The organism is Pseudomonas sp. Pseu.R1 (assembly GCF_045764065.1).
Taxonomy (GTDB): domain Bacteria; phylum Pseudomonadota; class Gammaproteobacteria; order Pseudomonadales; family Pseudomonadaceae; genus Aquipseudomonas.
Genome location: NZ_JBJGEE020000001.1, coordinates 3,225,580 through 3,245,287, shown reverse-complemented (window position 1 = coordinate 3,245,287; position 19,708 = coordinate 3,225,580). Strand labels below are relative to the sequence as shown.

The 19,708-nt window shown below is 58.1% G+C and carries 18 protein-coding genes; 8 read left to right on the top strand and 10 right to left on the bottom strand.

The genetic code is table 11. The features are described 5' to 3' along the window. Positions 1 to 116: 116 nt before the first annotated feature. Positions 117 to 959, bottom strand: a complete 843-nt coding sequence (locus ACI5GA_RS15070) for a LysR family transcriptional regulator (RefSeq protein WP_404636819.1) — start codon at positions 957 to 959, stop codon at positions 117 to 119. A 132-nt stretch (positions 960 to 1,091) separates the two neighbouring features. Between ACI5GA_RS15070 and mgrA the strand changes: the two genes are divergently transcribed. Then, on the top strand, positions 1,092 to 2,129 hold the full coding sequence (gene mgrA / locus ACI5GA_RS15065) for an L-glyceraldehyde 3-phosphate reductase (protein WP_404636817.1): 1,038 nt from the start codon (positions 1,092 to 1,094) through the stop codon (positions 2,127 to 2,129). 133 nt (positions 2,130 to 2,262) lie between these two features. On the opposite strand, the gene ntrC is transcribed toward mgrA, so the two are convergent. From ntrC to glnA, 6 genes are all read right to left on the bottom strand, one after another. Beyond that, complete coding sequence (ntrC, locus tag ACI5GA_RS15060; RefSeq protein WP_421423187.1) at positions 2,263 to 3,699, bottom strand: nitrogen regulation protein NR(I); 1,437 nt, start codon at positions 3,697 to 3,699, stop codon at positions 2,263 to 2,265. Further along, positions 3,696 to 4,781 (bottom strand): nitrogen regulation protein NR(II), encoded by a 1,086-nt coding sequence (glnL, locus tag ACI5GA_RS15055; protein WP_404636813.1) that lies wholly within the window; start codon positions 4,779 to 4,781, stop codon positions 3,696 to 3,698. The genes ntrC and glnL overlap by 4 nt, the downstream gene beginning before the upstream one ends. A gap of 295 nt (positions 4,782 to 5,076) precedes the next feature. Continuing rightward, on the bottom strand, positions 5,077 to 5,718 hold the full coding sequence (locus ACI5GA_RS15050; RefSeq protein WP_421423185.1) for a DUF4124 domain-containing protein: 642 nt from the start codon (positions 5,716 to 5,718) through the stop codon (positions 5,077 to 5,079). Continuing rightward, a complete protein-coding gene (locus ACI5GA_RS15045) occupies positions 5,702 to 6,229 on the bottom strand; it encodes a DUF4124 domain-containing protein (RefSeq protein WP_404636809.1) in 528 nt (175 codons plus the stop codon). Before ACI5GA_RS15045 ends, ACI5GA_RS15050 begins: the two co-directional genes overlap by 17 nt. A gap of 95 nt (positions 6,230 to 6,324) precedes the next feature. Next, positions 6,325 to 7,029 (bottom strand): chorismate mutase, encoded by a 705-nt coding sequence (locus ACI5GA_RS15040; protein ID WP_421423183.1) that lies wholly within the window; start codon positions 7,027 to 7,029, stop codon positions 6,325 to 6,327. A 113-nt stretch (positions 7,030 to 7,142) separates the two neighbouring features. Further along, positions 7,143 to 8,549: a glutamate--ammonia ligase gene (glnA, locus tag ACI5GA_RS15035; RefSeq protein WP_404636805.1), complete on the bottom strand. Its 1,407-nt coding sequence runs from the start codon at positions 8,547 to 8,549 to the stop codon at positions 7,143 to 7,145. A 331-nt stretch (positions 8,550 to 8,880) separates the two neighbouring features. Between glnA and thiI the strand changes: the two genes are divergently transcribed. Together thiI and typA are read left to right on the top strand one after the other, a co-directional pair. Beyond that, the gene (gene thiI / locus ACI5GA_RS15030; RefSeq protein WP_421423181.1) at positions 8,881 to 10,335 is read left to right on the top strand and encodes a tRNA uracil 4-sulfurtransferase ThiI; all 1,455 of its coding nucleotides are present in this window, start codon (positions 8,881 to 8,883) and stop codon (positions 10,333 to 10,335) included. Between the two features lie 140 nt (positions 10,336 to 10,475). Continuing rightward, positions 10,476 to 12,296 (top strand): translational GTPase TypA, encoded by a 1,821-nt coding sequence (gene typA / locus ACI5GA_RS15025; RefSeq protein WP_404636801.1) that lies wholly within the window; start codon positions 10,476 to 10,478, stop codon positions 12,294 to 12,296. 223 nt (positions 12,297 to 12,519) lie between these two features. On the opposite strand, the gene ACI5GA_RS15020 is transcribed toward typA, so the two are convergent. Beyond that, a complete protein-coding gene (locus ACI5GA_RS15020; RefSeq protein WP_421425483.1) occupies positions 12,520 to 12,975 on the bottom strand; it encodes a YkgJ family cysteine cluster protein in 456 nt (151 codons plus the stop codon). Positions 12,976 to 13,139: 164 nt separating this feature from the next. Between ACI5GA_RS15020 and ACI5GA_RS15015 the strand changes: the two genes are divergently transcribed. After that, on the top strand, positions 13,140 to 13,706 hold the full coding sequence (locus tag ACI5GA_RS15015) for a phosphonate degradation HD-domain oxygenase (RefSeq protein WP_421423178.1): 567 nt from the start codon (positions 13,140 to 13,142) through the stop codon (positions 13,704 to 13,706). Positions 13,707 to 13,812: 106 nt separating this feature from the next. On the opposite strand, the gene ACI5GA_RS15010 is transcribed toward ACI5GA_RS15015, so the two are convergent. Together ACI5GA_RS15010 and ACI5GA_RS15005 are read right to left on the bottom strand one after the other, a co-directional pair. Beyond that, on the bottom strand, positions 13,813 to 15,198 hold the full coding sequence (locus ACI5GA_RS15010; RefSeq protein ID WP_421423177.1) for a GTPase/DUF3482 domain-containing protein: 1,386 nt from the start codon (positions 15,196 to 15,198) through the stop codon (positions 13,813 to 13,815). Further along, entirely contained in the window at positions 15,191 to 16,570 is a 1,380-nt protein-coding gene (locus tag ACI5GA_RS15005) for a DUF2868 domain-containing protein (RefSeq protein ID WP_421423175.1), read from the bottom strand. The genes ACI5GA_RS15010 and ACI5GA_RS15005 overlap by 8 nt, the downstream gene beginning before the upstream one ends. A 103-nt stretch (positions 16,571 to 16,673) precedes the next feature. Here ACI5GA_RS15005 and ACI5GA_RS15000 point away from each other — a divergent pair, with 103 nt between their 5' ends. The 4 genes from ACI5GA_RS15000 (at position 16,674) to darG (ending at position 19,612) form a co-directional block, all read left to right on the top strand. Continuing rightward, positions 16,674 to 17,189 carry a dihydrofolate reductase gene (locus ACI5GA_RS15000; RefSeq protein ID WP_421425482.1) on the top strand — a complete coding sequence of 172 codons (516 nt, stop codon included), beginning with the start codon at positions 16,674 to 16,676 and terminating at the stop codon, positions 17,187 to 17,189. A gap of 115 nt (positions 17,190 to 17,304) precedes the next feature. Beyond that, positions 17,305 to 17,886 (top strand): DarT ssDNA thymidine ADP-ribosyltransferase family protein, encoded by a 582-nt coding sequence (locus tag ACI5GA_RS14995; protein ID WP_421423173.1) that lies wholly within the window; start codon positions 17,305 to 17,307, stop codon positions 17,884 to 17,886. Then, a complete protein-coding gene (darT, locus tag ACI5GA_RS14990; protein ID WP_421423171.1) occupies positions 17,883 to 18,524 on the top strand; it encodes a type II toxin-antitoxin system toxin DNA ADP-ribosyl transferase DarT in 642 nt (213 codons plus the stop codon). The genes ACI5GA_RS14995 and darT overlap by 4 nt, the downstream gene beginning before the upstream one ends. Further along, positions 18,524 to 19,612, top strand: coding sequence for a type II toxin-antitoxin system antitoxin DNA ADP-ribosyl glycohydrolase DarG (gene darG / locus ACI5GA_RS14985; RefSeq protein WP_421423169.1), 1,089 nt, complete (start codon positions 18,524 to 18,526; stop codon positions 19,610 to 19,612). The genes darT and darG overlap by 1 nt, the downstream gene beginning before the upstream one ends. Positions 19,613 to 19,708 lie beyond the last annotated feature (96 nt).

Sequence of the window (19,708 nt, the reverse complement as noted above, 5' to 3'; positions counted from 1 at the left end):
AAATCCCTCTGTGGGAGCGAATTCATTCCGAGATTGACCGTACACCTGAGGCATCTCTATCGGCTGTAACGACGCCTCGCGAATAAATTCCTCCCACAAGTCGTTCGGAGTTTCTGTTACGGAATTGCGGCGCCCCGCGTATGTGGCGTCTGCAGGTGGGTGTGCAAGATCCTCAATGCTGGCGTATCCAGCGCCTGTGCCGCATAGCACAGGCCAACCCTGCGGATGAGGTTGGGCGTGCGGGCCGGGTGGGTGATGACGCCTGCGTGATGGTGGACCATCGATTCCGGCAGCATCGCCAGCCCTGCGCCCGCCGCAACCAGCCGCAAGGCCAGTGTCATAGAGCCTGCTGTCGCGACCACTGCGCCTGAGCGGTTGTACAACTCCATCAAACGCTGATGGGAAGGGTGCGAAGGGCAGGTAATCCACTGCGCGTTGGCCAGATCGGCTTCGTCCAGATGGGACCGCTCTGCCAGTGGATGACCCGCAGGAAGTGCCAGCGCGAAAGCTTCTTCCCACAAGGGCAAAAACAGCTCGTCCTCGCAGCAGTCTTCCTCCACAGAGAGGCGCGCATCGCCGCTGCAGCCATCCTGCAACGTCAACAACAGATTCGGCACGACCCGGTAAGCCATGGCGAGAAATGCTTCCAGATGGCTGGCGGCGATTTCGCTTTCAACGCCGATTTCCAACGTCAGCCGATCATTGCGTTGGCGGAATTGATTGCTAAGTGCCTGCGCATCGGCCAGTAACCGGCGCGCTTGGGGATAGAGCGTGCGCGCGTCATCGGTCACTTCCACGCCCCTGGGCAAACGCTCGAACAGCGTAGTGCCCAAAGCTTCTTCAAGCTGGCGAATCGTCACAGACAGCGTGGGCTGACTGGTAAACAGGCGTTGCGCTGCCGAGGTGATGTTGCGCTCTTCGAAGACTGCGATGAACGCATTCAGTTGCCGCATATCCATATCAGAATCCGATGCCAGCGAGAGGAATAAAGCATTTTTCGAGGATAGTGAGGGCTGAATATACTCGTTTTCTCGCTTATCTATCGACGCGTCTTATCGCTCCCTGCCATTCAGAAAAGAAGAGAGGATTGAATGACCTATATCGCTGCCGAAAACCGTTATGAACGTGTGCCCTACCGCCGCGTGGGCCGCAGCGGCCTGGTGTTGCCTGCGCTGTCGATGGGCCTGTGGCACAACTTCGGCGACAGCACGCCGATGGACACCCAGCGCGCCATGCTGCGCACTGCGTTCGATCTGGGCATCAACCACTTCGACCTCGCCAACAACTACGGCCCACCCTACGGCAGTGCCGAAATCAACTTCGGTCGTCTGCTGCGCGAGGATTTCAAGCAATACCGCGACGAGTTGATCATCTCCACCAAGGCCGGTTGGGACATGTGGCCTGGCCCTTACGGTCAGGGCGGCGGATCGCGTAAATACGTGCTGGCCAGCCTTGATCAAAGCCTGCAGCGCATGGGCCTGGACTATGTGGATATCTTTTATTCACACCGTTTCGACCCGGACACGCCGCTGGAAGAAACCGCAGGCGCATTGGCGACTGCTGTGCAGCAGGGTAAGGCGTTATACATCGGAATTTCGTCGTACTCGGGCGCCAAGACCCGCGAAATCGCGGGCCTGCTGAAAGAGTGGAAAGTACCACTGCTGATTCACCAACCGGCCTACAACCTGCTCAACCGTTGGGTGGAAAAAGACTTGCTGGACACCACCGACGAGCTGGGTTCTGGCGTGATTGCGTTCACTGCGCTGGCGCAAGGGCTGCTATCGGACAAATACCTGAACGGCGTTCCGAAAGACGCGCGGGTCAACCGTCCGGGCGGTGGTTCGTTGCAGGCGTCGCACCTGTCCGAGAAGAACATCGAGCACGTGAGGGCGTTGAACGAGATCGCCAAGCGTCGTGGCCAGAGTCTGGCGCAAATGGCCTTGGCGTGGACGCTGCGCGATCCGCGCGTCACGTCCGCGCTGATCGGGGCGAGCCGTCCGGAGCAGATCATCGAGAACGTTGGTGCGCTGGATAACCTGACCTTCAGTCAGGAAGAGCTGGCCGAGATCGACCGGTTTGCAGTGGAAGGCGGGATCAACCTGTGGGAAAAGCCGTCGTCGGCCGAGTGATGCAAATGATTTGAAATGCCGACCCTGTGGGAGCCGGCTTGCTGGCGAACGCAATATGTCAGTACCAAATTCGGTGGCTGACACACCGCGTTCACCAGCAAGCCGGCTCTCACAACGTTACGAGGTGCTGAGATCAGCCCTCATCCCCTTCATCATCATCCCCACCATCGATCTTCATGCCCAACTCCTTGATTTTGCGGGTCAAGGTGTTGCGGCCCCAGCCCAGCAGCACGGCGGCGTCGCGACGACGACCTGCGGTATGCTTCAGGGCGGTTTCGATCATGATGCGCTCAAACGTCGGCACGGCACTGTCCAGCAGGCTGGACTGACCGCGCGCCAGCGCCTGATCGGCCCATTGACGCAGTGCCTGTTCCCAGTTGGTCACGGGCGCGGCGTCTTGCGGCAGGCTCAGCAGTTCTGGCGGCAGATCGCTGATATGCACTTCGCGGCCCGAGGCCATGACCGTGATCCAGCGGCAGGTGTTTTCCAACTGACGCACGTTGCCCGGCCAAGGCAGGTGCTTGAGGTACTCCTCAGTCTCGGCCTTGAGCAGTTTCGGCTCGACCGCCAGTTCCTGCGCAGCGCGGCTCAGGAAGTGCTTGGCCAGGGTCGGGATGTCTTCGCGACGGTCCGACAAGCGTGGAATGTGGATACGAATGACGTTCAGGCGGTGGAACAAGTCTTCACGGAACTTGCCCGCTTGTACCAAGGTTTCCAGATTCTGGTGGGTCGCGGCGATGATCCGCACGTCGACTTTGACCGGCACATGGCCGCCCACGCGGTAGAACTCGCCATCGGCCAGTACGCGCAACAGTCGGGTCTGGGTGTCGGCGGGCATGTCGCCGATTTCGTCGAGGAACAGCGTGCCGCCGTCGGCTTGTTCGAAGCGGCCGCGACGCAGGTTGGCTGCGCCCGTGAACGCGCCTTTCTCGTGGCCGAACAGCTCGGATTCCATCAAGTCTTTCGGAATCGCCGCCATGTTCAACGCAATGAACGGCGAGGCCGAACGCGGGCTGTGGCGATGCAAGGCGTGGGCAACCAGTTCTTTACCGGTACCCGACTCACCGTTGATCAGCACCGTGATGTTGGAGTGGCTCAGACGCCCGATGGCGCGAAACACTTCCTGCATCGCCGGGGCTTCACCGATGATTTCCGGGGTGCGGGTCAGGGCGGGCGCGACGTCCATCCCTTGCTGTTCCTGAGCATGCTGATTGGCGCGCTTGACCAGCGAAACCGCTTCGTCAACGTCGAACGGTTTGGGCAGGTATTCGAATGCGCCGCCTTGATAAGAAGCGACGGCGCTGTCCAGATCCGAATGGGCGGTCATGATGATGACTGGCAGACGCGGATGCAGCTCACGAATCCGTGCCAACAGGTCCAGGCCGCTGGCGCCGGGCATGCGAATATCGGAAATGATCACGTCGGGCTGTTGACGTGCCAGACGGCTCATCACGCCGTCAGCGCTGTCGAAGCTCTGCGTGGTCATGCCTTCCTGTTGCAAGGCTTTTTCCAATACCCAGCGGATGGAACGGTCGTCGTCGACGATCCAGACAGTTTCACTACGGCTCATGTCGAAGCTGCTCCTTGTTCCAGCGGCAGGAAGATCGAGAAAGTGGTGTGGCCTGGATGGCTCTCGCACTCGATCAGCCCCTGGTGCTGACTGATGATGTTCTGGGTGATGGCAAGGCCCAGCCCGGTGCCATCCGGGCGGCCGCTGACCATTGGGTAAAAAATGGTTTCCTGAAGTTCCGGCGGAATGCCGGGACCGTTGTCGATGATTTCGATCTTGCTCACCAGCCGATGGCGCACATGGCCGATGGTGAACTGACGCATTGCCCGGGTACGCAGGCTGATACGGCCCAGGCGCAGCTCGTTCTGCCCGCTGATGGCCTGCATGGCGTTGCGCACGATGTTGAGCACGGCCTGAACCATTTGGTCGCGGTCGATCAGGACGTCCGGAATACTTGGGTCATAGTCACGCACCAAAGTGATGCAACCCTGGCTTTCCGCTTCGACCAGGCTGCACACGCGCTCCAGCACTTCGTGGACGTTGGTCATCGCCAGCGATGGCAGTTTGTTGGAGCCGAGCATGCGGTCGACGAGATTCCGCAGCCGGTCGGCCTCTTCGATGATGACGTTGGTGTAGTCCTTCAGGCTTTCTTCCGGCAACTCTCGGGACAGCAGTTGTGCGGCGCCACGAATGCCACCAAGGGGATTCTTGATTTCGTGCGCCAGACCACGCACCAGCATTTTGGTAGTTTCCTGCTTGGAAAGCTGAGCCTCTTCCTTGGTGATGCGCAACAGGCGATCACGGGGGTGGACTTCCAGCAGCAACATGGTTTCGCCTTGCGACAGAATCGGCGTCACGGCGTAGTCGACGGTCAGCGTCTGGCCGGTGAGCGCGGTCAACATGGCTTCGCGCTTGGTGAACGGGTGCGCTTGTTCCACCGCCTGACGAAGCGAACTGAGGGCTTCGGCGGATTCGGTGAACAACTCACTGATGAATTGCCCGTGACTGCGCTGACCACTGATTGCCAGCAGCATTTCGGCTGCCGGATTCATGTACTCCAGGCGCAAGTCCGAGTTGAGCAGAATCGTGGCAGTGGTCAGGTTGTCGAGTAACAGTCGGTGCAACGTATCGCTGATAGTCATGAATCTCGTTGACCTCTTTTGGCACATTGCACATGGGGCAGGCCCAAACGTGCAGGCTCTGGTTGGTCTTCGCCAGCGTCTATAGCCGCTGATACGGTACCGGTTACCAAAGATTGCAAAAAACAAACCAAGGCTCCGAAAAGAAGCGTTCGACGACGCATTTCGGACTTTTTTTGCACCGTCAGCGCAAAGAGAGCGCAGCGGAAGGCGATTTGTGAACCAAAATGGGATTTTAAATCGCACGCTCGTTCAGGTTGTGCACCATTGTGGAGCTTAGTCGCTGGCGTAGAGGTATTCAGAAAAAAGGCAGGATGCTGCTTTCTTCAGGTGGCTTGTCCTTGAGGGGGCATTCGGGGCGTATCCCGTAATCGTCGGTCTTGCAGGGCTGCGCCAGACGCTTTTGTGCCAGAGAGATGCGCATCATGTGAAACGGCTGATTGGGTGTGCGCTCGGCAACGCGGCCGAACTCGTCGACGATTTCGATGGAGAGTTGATGAGTGCCCCGGTCGATGTTGGTCATTGGGAACACCGGACTGCGCCCGCCTTCGGCGTAGACCTTGTTGTCCAATAGCAGGCGGTAGGTGTGGCGAGGTTGCAATTCCGGCTCGTTGGTCACCGTGACGATCAGGTTGCCCTGAATGTCGCGAATCGCGCTGTCGGGCTCCGGTGCCAGAATGCGCAGCAACGAGTAATGAAACAGCGGGCCGGGTTTGGGCTTGGTGCTGGAGGCCTGAACAGGTTTTTTGGGCGTCGAGCGGATTTCGTTGCTGGGGGCAATCGGGACTTTCTTCGCGTTCTTGTGCGGCTGGTCGGTGAACACCCGATTCCCATCGGCGTCGATGTAGGTGTAGACCTCGGCAGTAGCTGAATGGGCGATGAGCATCAGCAGGCACAGCAAGGCACCGCGTAGCCAGGTGAATTCACGGTTTACCGACATGGACTCGCTGCACGGTCAGGTTGATGGTCTGGCTCGTCTGGACGATTTGCGTGCCTTGCAGGACTTGCACCGAAAGGCTGTGCTCGCCGCGGTCCTGCTCCAGCACCTGAAAGCGGGGAATATTGCTGGGCTGGCCATAAGGTTTGCCATCGATCAACAGTTGCAACATATGCCCGGGCTGCAAGCGCGGCTGAATCGCCACGCCCACGGTGAAGGAACCGTTGTTGGCGCGCAAGGCTTCGTCTTTGGGAAGGTCTGTCAGTTCCAGCACCTGGTACGTCGCAGCCGCTGGTTGCAGCTGATTCTGATTGGGTGTCGAACTGGGCGCCGGTGATGCGGGGGTCACAGTGTCGACACTGTTGAGCGGCGGCAGATTCACCGCTTCAGCCTTGGTGCCGTCCGGCGGTTGGTTGCTGTAGGCGGTGTTGCCGTTGGCGTCAGTGTATTTGTAGATCTGAGCGACTGCGGGGAGCGCAAGCAACAGCAGCACAAGGGCAAGGCTTTGACGCATGAATACTCCGGGAACACGATCAGAGGAACGACAGCTCATAACATCAGACGCAAGGCCAGCATAGAGCAAAAGCGGGGTGGTGACGTCATCGACTGTCAGTGATCGCTCGCGGTAACGCAAAGATTTGCAGCCGCTCGCTGCAGTGCACTCACGACAATCGGGTCAGAGGCCAGGCGTTGGACTTCGCTATCCACCCAGTGTGGGCAGGCGCTGTCTTTGCGGTAAGGCTGGAAGGCAGCGTAGTTCTGCATCATCAGCGGTTGCAGTGTATCCAGGCGTGCTCGAATTCCGGTGGTCAGGTTGTGGGTGGGTTTTTCAGGCGCCAGCGTTGCGTGCCAATGCTCGATGCGGGCGTACTGCACCATTTTGTTGGCTTCGATTTGCGCGATCATGAATTGGCGCACATCGGCTTTGTCGAGTCCGTACGTAGCTGCCTGCGCTTGTGCATTGTCGATCACCAGCCGTTCACGTTCATTGTCCTGAACCGGCTTGCCGCTGTAGAACTTGCTCTGGGCGACATCGTTGGCGATGTCGAGACGCTGGTGCATCGTCTCGATCAATGGGCGCAGTTCTGCAGGGGCTGGCGCGACCGTCCTGTCGGCGCAACCGGAAATCAAGGCTGCGGTCAGAGGCAGGGTCCAGAGCGGTGTAAGTATTGTTGAGTGTGTGCCAGTCATCACGGTGTCCCGGTTGTAGAGCGAATGGGACAGTATCCAGAAAAAACCACTGAAAAAACGATAAATAGATAGTGCACATGCCTCTTTAGCAATCCGGCTCACCGGCTGTGGCGTTTTTGGCATCGCCGCCGTCGGCAAGCCGGATCGCTATAGCGGGGCAGTGTCGTTGCTCGGCAATAAAAAAGGCCTCCCGAAGGAGGCCTCTCTTTTACGCAGCTATCGCTGACGCAACCGGATCAGACGCTGTAGTACAGGTCGTATTCCAGTGGGTGTACGAAGGTACGTACTTTGATTTCTTCTTCCGATTTCAGAGCGATGTAAGCGTCGATGAAGTCGTCGCTGAATACGCCGCCTTTGGTCAGGAACGCACGGCCCTTGTCCAGCTCTTCCAGAGCTTCTTTCAGGCTGCCACAAACTTGTGGGATCTCTGCTGCTTCTTCTGGCGGCAGGTCGTACAGGTTTTTGTCAGCGGCATCGCCTGGGTGGATCTTGTTCTGGATACCGTCCAGACCGGCCATCAACAGTGCTGCGAAAGCCAGGTATGGGTTGGCAGCCGGATCCGGGAAGCGAGCTTCGATACGACGCCCTTTAGGGCTGGAGACGTATGGAATGCGGATCGAGGCGGAACGGTTACGAGCCGAGTAGGCCAGCATCACTGGCGCTTCGAAGCCTGGGACCAGACGCTTGTAGGAGTTGGTCGACGGGTTGGTGAAGCCGTTCAGTGCTTTACCGTGCTTGATGATGCCGCCGATGAAGTACAGAGCGGTGTCGGACAGGCCGGCATAGCCTTCGCCTGCGAAGGTGTTCTTGCCATCTTTGGAGATGGACATGTGAACGTGCATACCCGAACCGTTATCGCCGTACAGAGGCTTAGGCATGAAGGTAGCGGTACGGCCGTAAGCGTCGGCAACGTTGTGTACGCAGTACTTCAGGGTCTGGGTTTCGTCGGCTTTCTTCACCAGGGTGTTGAACTTGACGCCGATTTCGTTCTGGCCGGCAGTCGCCACTTCGTGGTGGTGAACTTCAACGGTCAGGCCCATTTCTTCCAGGGCGTTACACATGGCGGTACGAATTTCGTGGTCGTGGTCGACCGGTGGAACCGGGAAGTAGCCGCCTTTGACGCCTGGACGGTGGCCTTTGTTGCCGCCTTCGACTTCCTGGTCAGTCATCCACGAACCTTGTTCGGAGAAGATTTTGAACATGGAGCCGGAGATGTCGGACTTGAACTGTACCGAGTCGAAGATGAAGAATTCTGGCTCTGGACCAACGAATACGGTGTCACCGATACCGGTGGACTTCAGGTATTCCTCGGCGCGGTGAGCGATGGCACGTGGGTCGCGGTCGTAACCTTGCATGGTCGAAGGTTCGATGATGTCGCAAACCAGGATCAGGGTCGGTTCTTCAGTGAACGGGTCCAGAACGGCAGTAGAGTCGTCTGGCAGCAGGATCATGTCGGAAGCTTCGATGCCTTTCCAGCCAGCGATGGAGGAACCGTCGAACATCTTGCCGACTTCGAAGAAGTCGTCGTCCAGTGCATCACGCGCTGGCATGGTGACGTGCTGCTGTTTGCCCTTGGTGTCCGTGAAGCGCAGATCAATCCACTTAACGTCATGATCTTTGATGAGTTGAACCGACTTCGACATGTTGTCCTCCGGGGTGGATTAGGGCTGGGTAGTTGTTCGCCCTTCAATTTGGGTGATGCCGGGCGCGATAGTCGGCCAAGGCAACCTGCCTCACAAGGGAGCAATTTGCATGCCAGTGCCCCGTGTTGGGTTTCTTACTGAAAACACCGGGTTTTTCGGTGCAAAACGTCGCATTTGTGAAAATGAACGCACCTTAATGGTGCTTATAAATTGTATACAGTGCCATATTGGTGCGCTGATGATTGGATGCACGATAACTGGTTAAACCTTGAGCAATTTCCGCTATAATCCGCGCCCCCCTTTTTCGACCGGCACCTCGCGCGCTGTTTTCATGAAACTAATCGTCAAAGTTTTTCCAGAAATCACCATCAAAAGCCGGCCTGTGCGCAAGCGCTTCATTAAACAGCTGGCCAAGAACATCCGTACCGTGCTCCGCGATCTGGACCCGGCACTGGTGGTCGATGGCGTGTGGGACAACCTTGAGGTCGAAACGAAGGTCGAGGATGCGAAAGTCTTGCACGAGATGACCGAACGCCTGAGCTGCATGCCGGGTATCGCGCATTTTCTACAGGTCGATCAATACCCGCTGGGCGACATGGACGACATCTATGAGAAGTGCAAACAGCACTTCGGCCATGAACTGCCCGGCAAGATTTTTTCGGTGCGCTGCAAACGCGGCGGTCACCATGACTTCAGTTCGATGGACGTCGAACGCTACGTGGGCAGCAAGTTGCGCCGTGAGTGCGGCGCCGCCGGTATTTCGCTGAAAGAGCCTGAAGTCGAAGTACGGATCGAGATCCGCGATCAGCGCCTGTTCGTGATTCACAGCCAGCACAACAGCATCGGCGGCTACCCGCTGGGTTCGCTGGAGCAGACCCTGGTGCTGATGTCCGGTGGCTTCGACTCCACCGTCGCGGCGTATCATGTCATCCGTCGCGGGCTGATGAGCCACTTCTGCTTCTTTAACCTGGGCGGCCGCGCTCACGAATTGGGCGTGATGGAAGTGGCGCACTTCCTCTGGAAGAAGTACGCCAGCTCCCAGCGCGTGCTGTTTATCAGCGTGCCGTTTGAAGAAGTGCTGGGCGAAATTCTCGGAAAAGTCGACGACAGTCATATGGGTGTCGTATTGAAGCGTATGATGTTGCGTGCGGCGAGCCGGATGGCCGATCGCCTGGACATCGACGCGCTGGTCACTGGCGAGGCGATCTCCCAGGTGTCCAGCCAGACGTTGCCTAACCTGTCGGTCATCGACTGCGTTACAGAAAAGCTGGTCTTGCGCCCGCTCATCGCCAGTCACAAGCAGGACATCATCGACGAAGCCGATCAGATCGGCAGCGGAGATTTTGCCCGACACATGCCCGAGTATTGCGGCGTGATTTCGGTCAACCCGAAAACCGCAGCGAAACGCCATCGCGTCGAGCATGAAGAAAAAGAGTTCGACATGGCCGTGCTTGAACGTGCGATCGAGAACGCCCGTCTGGTGCCTATCGATCGCGTGATCGAGGAACTGGGTCAGGACGTGCAGGTCGAGGAAGTCGGCCAGGCGCTGGCAGGGCAAGTGATCATCGACATTCGTCATCCGGACGAAGCCGAGGATCGCCCGCTGGAACTGTCGGGCATCGAAGTGCAAACGCTGCCGTTCTTTGCATTGAACAGCCGCTTCAAGGAACTGGACCCCACGCGCCAGTACCTGCTGTATTGCGACAAAGGCGTCATGAGTCGCCTGCATGCTCACCATTTGCTCAGTGAGGGGCATGCCAATGTGCGCGTTTATCGACCGAGCTAAGTGCCCGGGGCTGTTTGCCTGTGGCTTGCGTCACCGGCCCCCCGACACCAGTCGTCAGCCGTAACGGCTTGCGCCGGTTTCTGTCTTCATAGCTGGCTACAATCAGTCAGCTCACCGAATCCTCTGATCGAGATACACAAGTGATCGAAAATCTACGTAACATCGCCATCATTGCTCACGTTGACCACGGTAAAACGACCCTCGTCGACAAGCTCCTGCGTCAGTCCGGCACTCTTGAGCGTAACGAACTCAATGACGAGCGCGTGATGGACTCCAACGACCAGGAGAAAGAGCGCGGCATTACCATTCTGGCGAAGAACACCGCGATTCGCTGGAACGACTACCGCATCAATATCGTCGATACCCCGGGCCACGCCGACTTCGGTGGCGAGGTTGAGCGTGTGATGTCGATGGTCGACTCCGTACTGCTGCTGGTCGACGCTCAAGACGGCCCGATGCCGCAAACCCGTTTCGTGACCAAGAAGGCCTTCGAAGCCGGTCTGAAGCCAATCGTCGTCATCAACAAGGTTGACCGTCCGGGCGCGCGTCCTGACTGGGTTCTGGACCAGATCTTCGACCTGTTCGACAACCTGGGTGCCACCGACGAACAGCTGGACTTCAAAGTCGTCTACGCCTCGGCCCTGAACGGCATCGCCGGTCTGGACCACACCGACATGGCCGAAGACATGACCCCGCTGTATCAGTCGATCATCGACAACGTCCCGGCTCCGACCGTTGACGTCGACGGTCCTTTCCAGATGCAAATCTCCGCTCTGGACTACAACAGCTTCCTGGGTGTTATCGGCGTTGGCCGTATCGCTCGCGGTCGCGTCAAGCCGAACACCCCGGTTGTTGCGATCGACGTTGACGGCAAGAAGCGCAACGGCCGCATCCTGAAGCTGATGGGCCACCACGGTCTGCACCGCGTGGACGTCGAAGAAGCCACTGCGGGCGACATCGTCTGCATCAGCGGCTTCGAAGAGCTGTTCATCTCCGACACCCTGTGCGACCCGAACACCATCGAGGCGATGAAGCCTCTGACCGTTGACGAGCCGACCGTTTCCATGACCTTCCAGGTCAACGACTCGCCGTTCTGCGGTAAAGAAGGCAAGTTCGTGACCTCCCGTAACATCAAGGAGCGTCTGGACAAAGAGCTGCTGTACAACGTTGCGCTGCGCGTTGAAGAAGGCGACTCGGCTGACAAGTTCAAGGTCTCTGGCCGTGGTGAGCTGCACCTGTCGGTTCTGATCGAAACCATGCGTCGTGAAGGCTTCGAAATGGCCGTCGGTCGTCCGGAAGTGATCATCCGCGTCAAGGATGGCGTGAAGCAGGAACCGTTCGAGAACGTCACCATCGACATCCCTGAAGACGCTCAGGGCAAGGTCATGGAAGAAATGGGTCTGCGTAAGGGCGACCTGACCAACATGGCGCCGGATGGCAAGGGCCGTGTACGTCTGGAATACAACATTCCAGCCCGTGGTCTGATCGGTTTCCGTAACCAGTTCCTGACCCTGACCTCCGGTGCAGGCATCCTGACCTCGATCTTCGACCGTTACGACACCATGAAGTCGGGCGACGTATCGGGCCGTCAGAACGGTGTTCTGGTTTCGGTCGAAACCGGCAAGGCACTGACCTACTCCCTGGAAACCCTGCAGGCTCGTGGCAAGCTGTTCATCGAGCACGGTCAGGACATCTACAACGGTCAAATCATCGGTCTGAACAGCCGTGACAACGATTTGGGCGTTAACCCGACCAAAGGCAAGAAGCTGGACAACATGCGTGCTTCGGGTAAAGACGAAGTCATCGCTCTGGTTCCGCCAGTTCGCCACACGCTGGAACAAGCTCTGGAGTTCATCCAGGACGACGAGCTGTGCGAAGTGACGCCGAAGTCGATCCGTCTGCGCAAGAAGATCCTGGACGAAGGCGAGCGTACCCGCGCTGCCAAGAAAGCCAAGGCTTGATCTAGCTCAGGCTGAATGAAAACGCCCCCGGTCGAAAGGCCGGGGGCGTTTTTGTTTGTGCGGGGTTTAGTGCTTTTCAGCTCTGTAGGAGCGCGCTTGCCCGCGATTGCGTTCGTTCAGCTACCAGGGCGGTGTCTGACCGACTGCAATCGCGGGCAAGCGCGCTCCTACAAGATTCGGCCAATCCATCGCGGGCAAGTCGGGTCGGTACGAGGAGGAGGCATCAGAACTTGAGGGGCGTGCGCGCAGAGTTCGAACGCAACGTGCCGCTGTCCTGACGCTCAGGCGCTTTGGGCTTGTACGCGCAATACCCCGGACGCGGTCCGATTTTCGGGTGGTTGCGGCAGGTGTCTGGCCGTTTGTCGTAGATCGTGCACAGGCGGCTCTTGCGGTCCAGATACAGGCAATCGTCGTTGCTCATGCGTTGCAGCGTGAAAATGCCGGACTTCTGGTTGAAGCGCTCGATAATGCCTTCCTTCTGCAAGCGCTTGGCGATGTTCTTCGGGTTATCGCCCATTTCGAATTCGTCAACGACACCAATACGGATCAAGTCCTTGATCTTCGCTTCGACCGGCAGCGTGCAGCAGTTGGATACGCAACCTCCGCACATGTGGCTGGAATACTTCTGCCAGGTTTCCAGACGGTCGATTTCTGCGGCGGCGATCAGGGTCGGTTTCATCACGGTGGGCTCAGGGTGTATCGGGCGCGCGATCATACCGGGCGGCGCGCAATTCCCCTATCGCAAAATGATCGATGCGACTATCGGCAAGCGATGCGTCACTGCAACGGTTACGCAATACGGTGGGGGTAGCGTGGCAGGCATCGACGAATGGAAGGTAGCTCATGCAACAGATGCAACAGCGAGTGAATGAAGTGTTTGACCTCTACGTGCAGCGAGGGAGCGCCGATTACATTGGCGAGCCCGTGTCGCAGATCGAACACATGTCTCAGGCTGCGCAGTTGGCACTGGTCGAGGGGTATGACGACGAAGTGGTGCTGGCCGCTTTCTTTCACGACATCGGCCACATCTGCGAGCATCACGCTGACGCAGCCGACATGGGCGGTTACGGTGTCGCGAGCCATGAGCGAGTCGGCGCTGATTACCTGCGCAAACGCGGCTTCAGCGAACGCATTGCAAAACTGGTCGAGTATCACGTTCAGGCCAAGCGCTATTTGACCTTACGCCAGCCGGGTTACTACATGCAGCTCAGCGAGGCGAGCCGTCGTACCCTTGAATATCAGGGGGGTGTGATGAGTGAGGCCGAGGCGGACGCATTCGAGAAAGACCCTTTGTGTGACGTCAGCCTGCGAATGCGTCAGTGGGACGAGATGGCGAAAGAGATGAATGTGCCGGTGATTGATCTGAACGTTTTGAAGGAAAAAGCGTTGGTACTGCTGTCTGCGGTCTGATTGTTCTGTGGGAGCGAGTTCAGTCGCGATGCGATGGAGCAGGCAAGACATATCCGTCGCCCATCATGGCCTCATCGCGAATGAATTCGCTCCCACCGGGCATTGCTTACGACAATACGATTTGCGCCAGTGCCTCAGCCTGTTCCTGCCGCTCGGCATGGTTCAGCTTTGAGTGGGGGTTCAACGACGACCACTGTGGATGCGCCCGGGCTTTGTGCAGCGCGTCCGGCAGTTTGCCCTCGCGCCAGGATTTGTCCTGTGGGGTCTCCAGCTTGATGCTGTCCATCGCCGCATGACCCCGCGCCTCAAGTGCCAACAGCAGTTGCCGTTGGCGCAGGGCGAGCAATCGCAGCACTGCGTCATCGACGGTCAGTTCCCGCTGGCCCTTGAGCTTGCCCAGCAGGCGCCCGCCATAGCTGCGTGCCGTCTGTAATGCTCCACCGGCAATCGCCCCGACCAGCGCCGCCGCGCCCAATGTGATGCCGCCCACTAGCAGATCCACACCGGCGCCCGCCGCAGCCCCGGCCGCAATGCCGCTCCCTACGCGTACGCCCAGCAACTTCAGGGTTTCCGGGTTGAACAGGTCATCGCCCCAGCGACCGTCGAGCAGGGGCAAGTCACTGGCTGACGCGTCATCGCGGCGAAAGGCATACAGCTTGAGCAAGGCCTCGACACAACGCTGTTCGCGCTGACGTACTGATTTGCGCAGCTCGTCAATCGCGGCATTCACTTGGCTGGCTTCGGTCGCCACACTGCGGCGGCAGGCAGCGCAATCGAGCAGCAATTCGGCGATCAGGCGCGCTGCACTGTGACGACGGACTTCACGTTGAGCCTGCTGATCGAGGATCAGCCGTTCCAACTGACCGCGAGACGACTCCAGCAGCAACGCCAGGCTTTCATAAAGCCGTCGCTCGCCGTCTTCCGGCGGAGCAACGCTGTCGAATCGCACCAGTGCGTGCAAACCGAGCCGCGCCAGGGCTTCACGCCAATCCGGTTCGCGATGGTGCGAGCTGCTGACGAAATTCAGGACCGGCAGCAGCGGTTTGCCACAACTGGCGAGTACCGCCAGTTCGTCGCGGTACTTGGCGAAAACGGGCTCTCGGGCGTCGATGACATACAGGCCTGCATCCGACGCCAGCAACTGGCGCAGTACCTTGGCTTCCTGTTCGAAGCGTTGCCTGGCCTCACTGCCTTCCAGAAAGCGCGCCAGCCGCGCCGGGCCATCGAGGCGTTCGCCGGGGCGGTCCAGACGCTCCAAAAAGTCCAGCAGGGCGATGGCGTCTTCCAGACCCGGTGTGTCGTACAGCTCCAGCAAAGCCTCACCCTCCACCGACAGTCGCGCACCTTCAACGTGACGTGTAGTGCTGGGGCGATGGGACACCTCGCCAAAGCCGACATCGCGGGTCAAAGTTCGCAGCAGCGAGGTTTTGCCGACATTGGTGTGACCGACAACGGCCAGTTTCAGTGGGCGATGGGCGTGTTTATCAGTCATGTCCGGTCTCCAGCCACGTGAGCGGCGCGCTGTCGGCCCATTGCAGCTCCATTTGTTGCAGGGCGACGTGCCAGTCGCTCAATCGATCTGCGTCCAGCGCCTCACCGACGGGGGCGGGCAAGAGCCAGATGCGTGTCGCCGTGGCGCAGCGAGCGAGTTCGGCAATCAGTGCCAGGCTGCCTCGGTCCGGCGAACGGCGGGGGTCGCAGGCGATGGCCAGGCGTGCAGGTGGATAACGGGTCAGTTGATCCAACAGGGTGCGGCGGGACTCGCGGCTGTCGAGGATGCCTGCGTCAGCGACGGTGTGTGGGAGCTTAGGCGGCCAAGGGCGTTGATCGTCCAGTTCGATGGCCACCAGCAACGCGCCTTCGCTTTGTTCGGCTGCCGGGCCGCTTTGCACCTGATGCAATTGGGCAGGTGCGGCGTCGCTGACCCCGAGGCGCTCGCTGCTGGGCATCAATCGCTCGCGCAACTCGGCGTAGCCCGGTTCACTTACATCCAGCATGAGATGTTTACGGCCCACGCGCCAGTGGCCATAACACAGCAGAGTCAGCAGCAGGCGAGGGGCAATGCCATAAATGACCAGTACGCCGACGAGCCACGCCGCCCAAGCCTGCCGCGCGTTTTCGATCACCAGCGCGCTGTCGCCACTGGCGCGGATCATTTCTACGGTTGGAACGCGAAAGCCCAGCGCTGACGGCAGTGCGCCGAGGGTCTGGGTCAGACTGACAAAGGTGTCGCTGCCCAGAATGGTGGTTTCCCAGACAAACCCATACCGCCGCGTGGCCATCAGTAACAACAGCAATATCAGCGCGCTGAGTAGAGCCAGCAGCCATAGTCCGTTGACACACGCCCCGAGCAGCCAACGGTTCAGGCGTTTGCGCTGCAGCAACAGCATCAACGCAGGGGCCAATTGCGCGGCCTGAGCATCGCGGGCGAGTTTTTCGCTGAGCCATAACCAGAATCGGCCAAGGCTGGCAGCGCTTTCACCGGCAAACAGAAAGCCCAGCGCCCAACTGATCAGCAGAATCAGGTTCAGCCCCAACAAACTGCCCACGGCCCAGAACACGTTGACCGGTGTTTGCCCGTCGCCCAATGCGGCGAAGGCCAACCCGGCACCGCTGACCACGGCGAAAATGCCTAACAGGATCAGCGAAAGGCGAGCGCCCTGTTTCCATTGACGCAGGGCCGCCACCATGCCGTCGCGCTCGGCCAGCCACACTGCGCGGTTCTTGATACGGGTCAGCAGATCGCCCGCCGTGGTGCGGGCGCGGCGGCTGGCTTCTTCGTCTTCGAGGGCGCCTGCGTGCTGCTCGCGCAGGCGCACCGCTTCGGTCAGCCAGAGTTCATCGAGTGGGGTCAGTGCAGTCACGCGGTATCTCGTTGGTAAGTTCAGGAGGGAGCATAACCGGTGTGACCGCTATCGCGAGCTTCCGTGCATACGTGCATGCATGTGTACTGCTATCCTCGCCGCCATGAAAAAAAAACATCTCCCCCTCAGCCTGATTGCCGCCCTCGCGGAAAACCGCGTGATCGGCATCGACAATTCCATGCCCTGGCATCTGCCGGGGGATTTCAAATATTTCAAGGCCACGACGCTGGGCAAGCCGATCATCATGGGTCGCAAGACCTGGGATTCGCTGGGTCGTCCGCTGCCGGGGCGGCTGAATATCGTCGTGACTCGCCAGGCCGATCTCAAACTGGACGGCGCCGAGGTCTTTACCTCGCTGGAAGCGGCCGTTGAGCGTGCTGAGGCCTGGGCTATTGAGCAGGGCGTCAGTGAAGTGATGTTGATCGGCGGTGCTCAGCTTTATGAGCAGGGATTGGAGCGCGCGGATCGTTTGTACCTGACGCGTGTGGCGTTGAATCCGGAAGGCGATGCGTGGTTTCCGGAATTTGATGAGGCGCGGTGGACGCTGGTGTCGAACGTTGAGAATCCGGCATTGGACGACAAGCCTGCGTACAGCTTTGAGGTGTGGGAGCGGGTTTGATGCACCGGCGACATGTTAGCGAACGAGGTTGAATTTGTGGCGTAGGCTCTAGCTGGATTTTGGATCCCATGTCAGAGTTGCCATCATATTGATGGCTCTCTATTGGGGTATATCGGTGACTATTCGCGATCAACGCTTCATTTACCATTTAACTAGCTTCGACAATATCTCATCGATCCTCCGAGATGGGTTGCAACCGCGTGCAGCTTTGGCTCATGGTGTTTTTAGAGACGTTGCAGATGCCGACATCATCGAGGGGCGTACACGCAACTCGCTAGAAAATTTTGTGCCATTTCACTGGTTTGCCCGTAATCCATTTGACGGCCGAGTTCAGCGTGATCGACCTGACGAGGATTTTGTTTTGATTGCAGTGAATCGTGGTCATGCTAGTCAGAACAATTGGCGCATTATCCCCAGTCACCCGCTGGCCGGAGGCCGGTTTGAGCTCATGTCGTACGTTGAAGGTTTTGCGGCGATTGACTGGGATCTGATGGATCGTAGGGACTACGCTAATGCGGATTGTCGCCATGTTTGCATGTCAGAGTGCCTTTCACCGGCTGCGGTTCCGGTGAGCGATTTTGCTAAAATCTACGTACCGACTGAGGAGATCTGGCAAATGGTCAGCAGGCGAGCTCAAGATATGGGTTATCCGAGACTTTGGGTGGACGCGGCCCCTAACATGTTTTCGAACAGATGATTTTCACGAACCTCAATCCTCAAAAAGCGCTCCTATGGAGGATCGTTCACAGAGACAATCTGCCATGGATCCTCAAGCATGGGCTCTATGCAATGGGAGCAGGGAAGTTTGCGGACAATTACGTCGGCATTGGCAATCCTGACTTGATTTCCAAGCGCGCCTCTCGTCATGTGCATATCGCTCCTGGTGGGACCTTGGCCGATTACGTGCCTTTCTACTTCACACCCTTTTCCGTCATGATGAAAAACATCCATTCGGGGTGGGGCGTGCAGCAGAGGCCCAATGAGGAGATCGTGATCCTCGTCTCTAGCCTGTACCATATTCAATCATTGGGTTTGCCGTTTATCTTCACCGATGCTGACGCTTATCCAGACTGGACCGGCTACTATGCTGATCTCGTGCATCTCGACAGGATCGATTGGAGGCTTTTGCAACACAGAGACTTCAAGCGTGATCCCGATGATCCTCGGAAAATGGAGCGCTATCAGGCTGAAGCGCTCGTCCATGGTCACGTTCCTGTCGCTGGTCTTCTTGGGATTATCTGCTACAACGAAGCTTTGAAACGTCGGTTTGAGCTGGAGGTCCGGCAGCGTCGCCTTGATCTTCCTGTTCATGCTCGTCCTGGGTGGTATTTCTGATGATTCGCTTTACGCAAGGTAACCTGCTCGAGGCCAAGGCCGAAGCGCTGGTCAACACAGTCAACACTGTTGGAGTGATGGGAAAAGGCATTGCGCTGATGTTCAAGGAGCGCTTTGTAGAAAACTATCGCCTGTACGCCGCTGCCTGCAAATCGGATGAAGTCGTCACCGGAAAGATGTTTGTCACCGAGGTTCGGGAGCTGGACGGGCCGCGATGGATTGTGAACTTCCCAACAAAACGACATTGGCGTTCGCCGTCGCAGCTAGCATGGATCACCGCGGGTCTGGAGGATCTGCGCCGCTTCATCCTCGAAAAATCAGTGAACTCCATCGCTATCCCTCCATTGGGGGCGGGTAATGGCGGCTTGCCGTGGCCCGCTGTTCGTGACGAGATCACGGCAGTCCTTAAAGGGCTGGATGCCGATATCCTGGTTTTTGAGCCTACTGATAAATACCAGAATGTTTCAAAACGAAGTGGTGTAGAAAATCTTACGCCCGCTCGGGCTCTTATCGCGGAGCTGGTGCGTCGCTATTGGGTTTTGGGTATGGAGTGCAGTCTGCTTGAGATTCAGAAGCTTGCTTGGTTCTTGGAGCGATCAATCGAACGGTTTTTACCTGCAGATAATCCGCTGGATCTCCAGTTTTCGGCACACAAATACGGCCCGTACGCGAATCGTCTTGATCATCTGCTGGATAATCTGGATGGAAGTTATCTGCATTGTGGGAAACGCATAGCTGATGCGGGGCCACTAGACGTCATATGGTTTGACGATAGTCGAAAGCCCTATCTGCAGGCCTATCTGGCTAGTGAGGCCAAGGCTTATCTACCTGCGTTGGAGTTTACAGCTGACTTGATTGATGGTTTTGAATCTCCATTCGGTATGGAGCTTCTGGCTACGGTCGACTGGCTTTTGTATCAAGATAAGGTCGCTCCAACTGTGGATGACATCAAGAGCGGGCTCAAATGCTGGTCCGGAGGCAAGGCTGCTGCTGTTCGCAAGAGCAAGCTTTTCGACGATGAGTCGCTGGTCATTGCGCTCAATAAACTAGCTGTATTCCGTACCCATTCTCCGGCAGTGACGACTTAGTCAGGCGTTTCGCTGGACGAGTGGATCGCTCTTCAAAATTTCCAGATTGACGCTGACGGAGCCTGCCGCTGCGCTGCGACGCCTTGGCGCTTTCAT

What these genes read in the sequence shown, in the direction of transcription:
- ACI5GA_RS15040 (WP_421423183.1), bottom strand. Translation starts at nt 7,029, where the DNA reads ATGCCAAAAACGCCACAGCCGGTGAGCCGGATTGCTAAAGAGGCATGT.
- ACI5GA_RS15015 (WP_421423178.1), top strand. Translation starts at nt 13,140, where the DNA reads ATGCAACAGATGCAACAGCGAGTGAATGAAGTGTTTGACCTCTACGTG.
- darT (WP_421423171.1), top strand. Translation starts at nt 17,883, where the DNA reads ATGATTTTCACGAACCTCAATCCTCAAAAAGCGCTCCTATGGAGGATC.
- glnA (WP_404636805.1), bottom strand. Translation starts at nt 8,549, where the DNA reads ATGTCGAAGTCGGTTCAACTCATCAAAGATCATGACGTTAAGTGGATT.
- mgrA (WP_404636817.1), top strand. Translation starts at nt 1,092, where the DNA reads ATGACCTATATCGCTGCCGAAAACCGTTATGAACGTGTGCCCTACCGC.
- ACI5GA_RS15020 (WP_421425483.1), bottom strand. Translation starts at nt 12,975, where the DNA reads ATGAAACCGACCCTGATCGCCGCCGCAGAAATCGACCGTCTGGAAACC.
- darG (WP_421423169.1), top strand. Translation starts at nt 18,524, where the DNA reads ATGATTCGCTTTACGCAAGGTAACCTGCTCGAGGCCAAGGCCGAAGCG.
- ACI5GA_RS15010 (WP_421423177.1), bottom strand. Translation starts at nt 15,198, where the DNA reads ATGACTGATAAACACGCCCATCGCCCACTGAAACTGGCCGTTGTCGGT.
- glnL (WP_404636813.1), bottom strand. Translation starts at nt 4,781, where the DNA reads ATGACTATCAGCGATACGTTGCACCGACTGTTACTCGACAACCTGACC.
- ACI5GA_RS15045 (WP_404636809.1), bottom strand. Translation starts at nt 6,229, where the DNA reads ATGCGTCAAAGCCTTGCCCTTGTGCTGCTGTTGCTTGCGCTCCCCGCA.
- ACI5GA_RS15000 (WP_421425482.1), top strand. Translation starts at nt 16,674, where the DNA reads ATGAAAAAAAAACATCTCCCCCTCAGCCTGATTGCCGCCCTCGCGGAA.
- thiI (WP_421423181.1), top strand. Translation starts at nt 8,881, where the DNA reads ATGAAACTAATCGTCAAAGTTTTTCCAGAAATCACCATCAAAAGCCGG.
- ACI5GA_RS15070 (WP_404636819.1), bottom strand. Translation starts at nt 959, where the DNA reads ATGGATATGCGGCAACTGAATGCGTTCATCGCAGTCTTCGAAGAGCGC.
- ACI5GA_RS15050 (WP_421423185.1), bottom strand. Translation starts at nt 5,718, where the DNA reads ATGTCGGTAAACCGTGAATTCACCTGGCTACGCGGTGCCTTGCTGTGC.
- ntrC (WP_421423187.1), bottom strand. Translation starts at nt 3,699, where the DNA reads ATGAGCCGTAGTGAAACTGTCTGGATCGTCGACGACGACCGTTCCATC.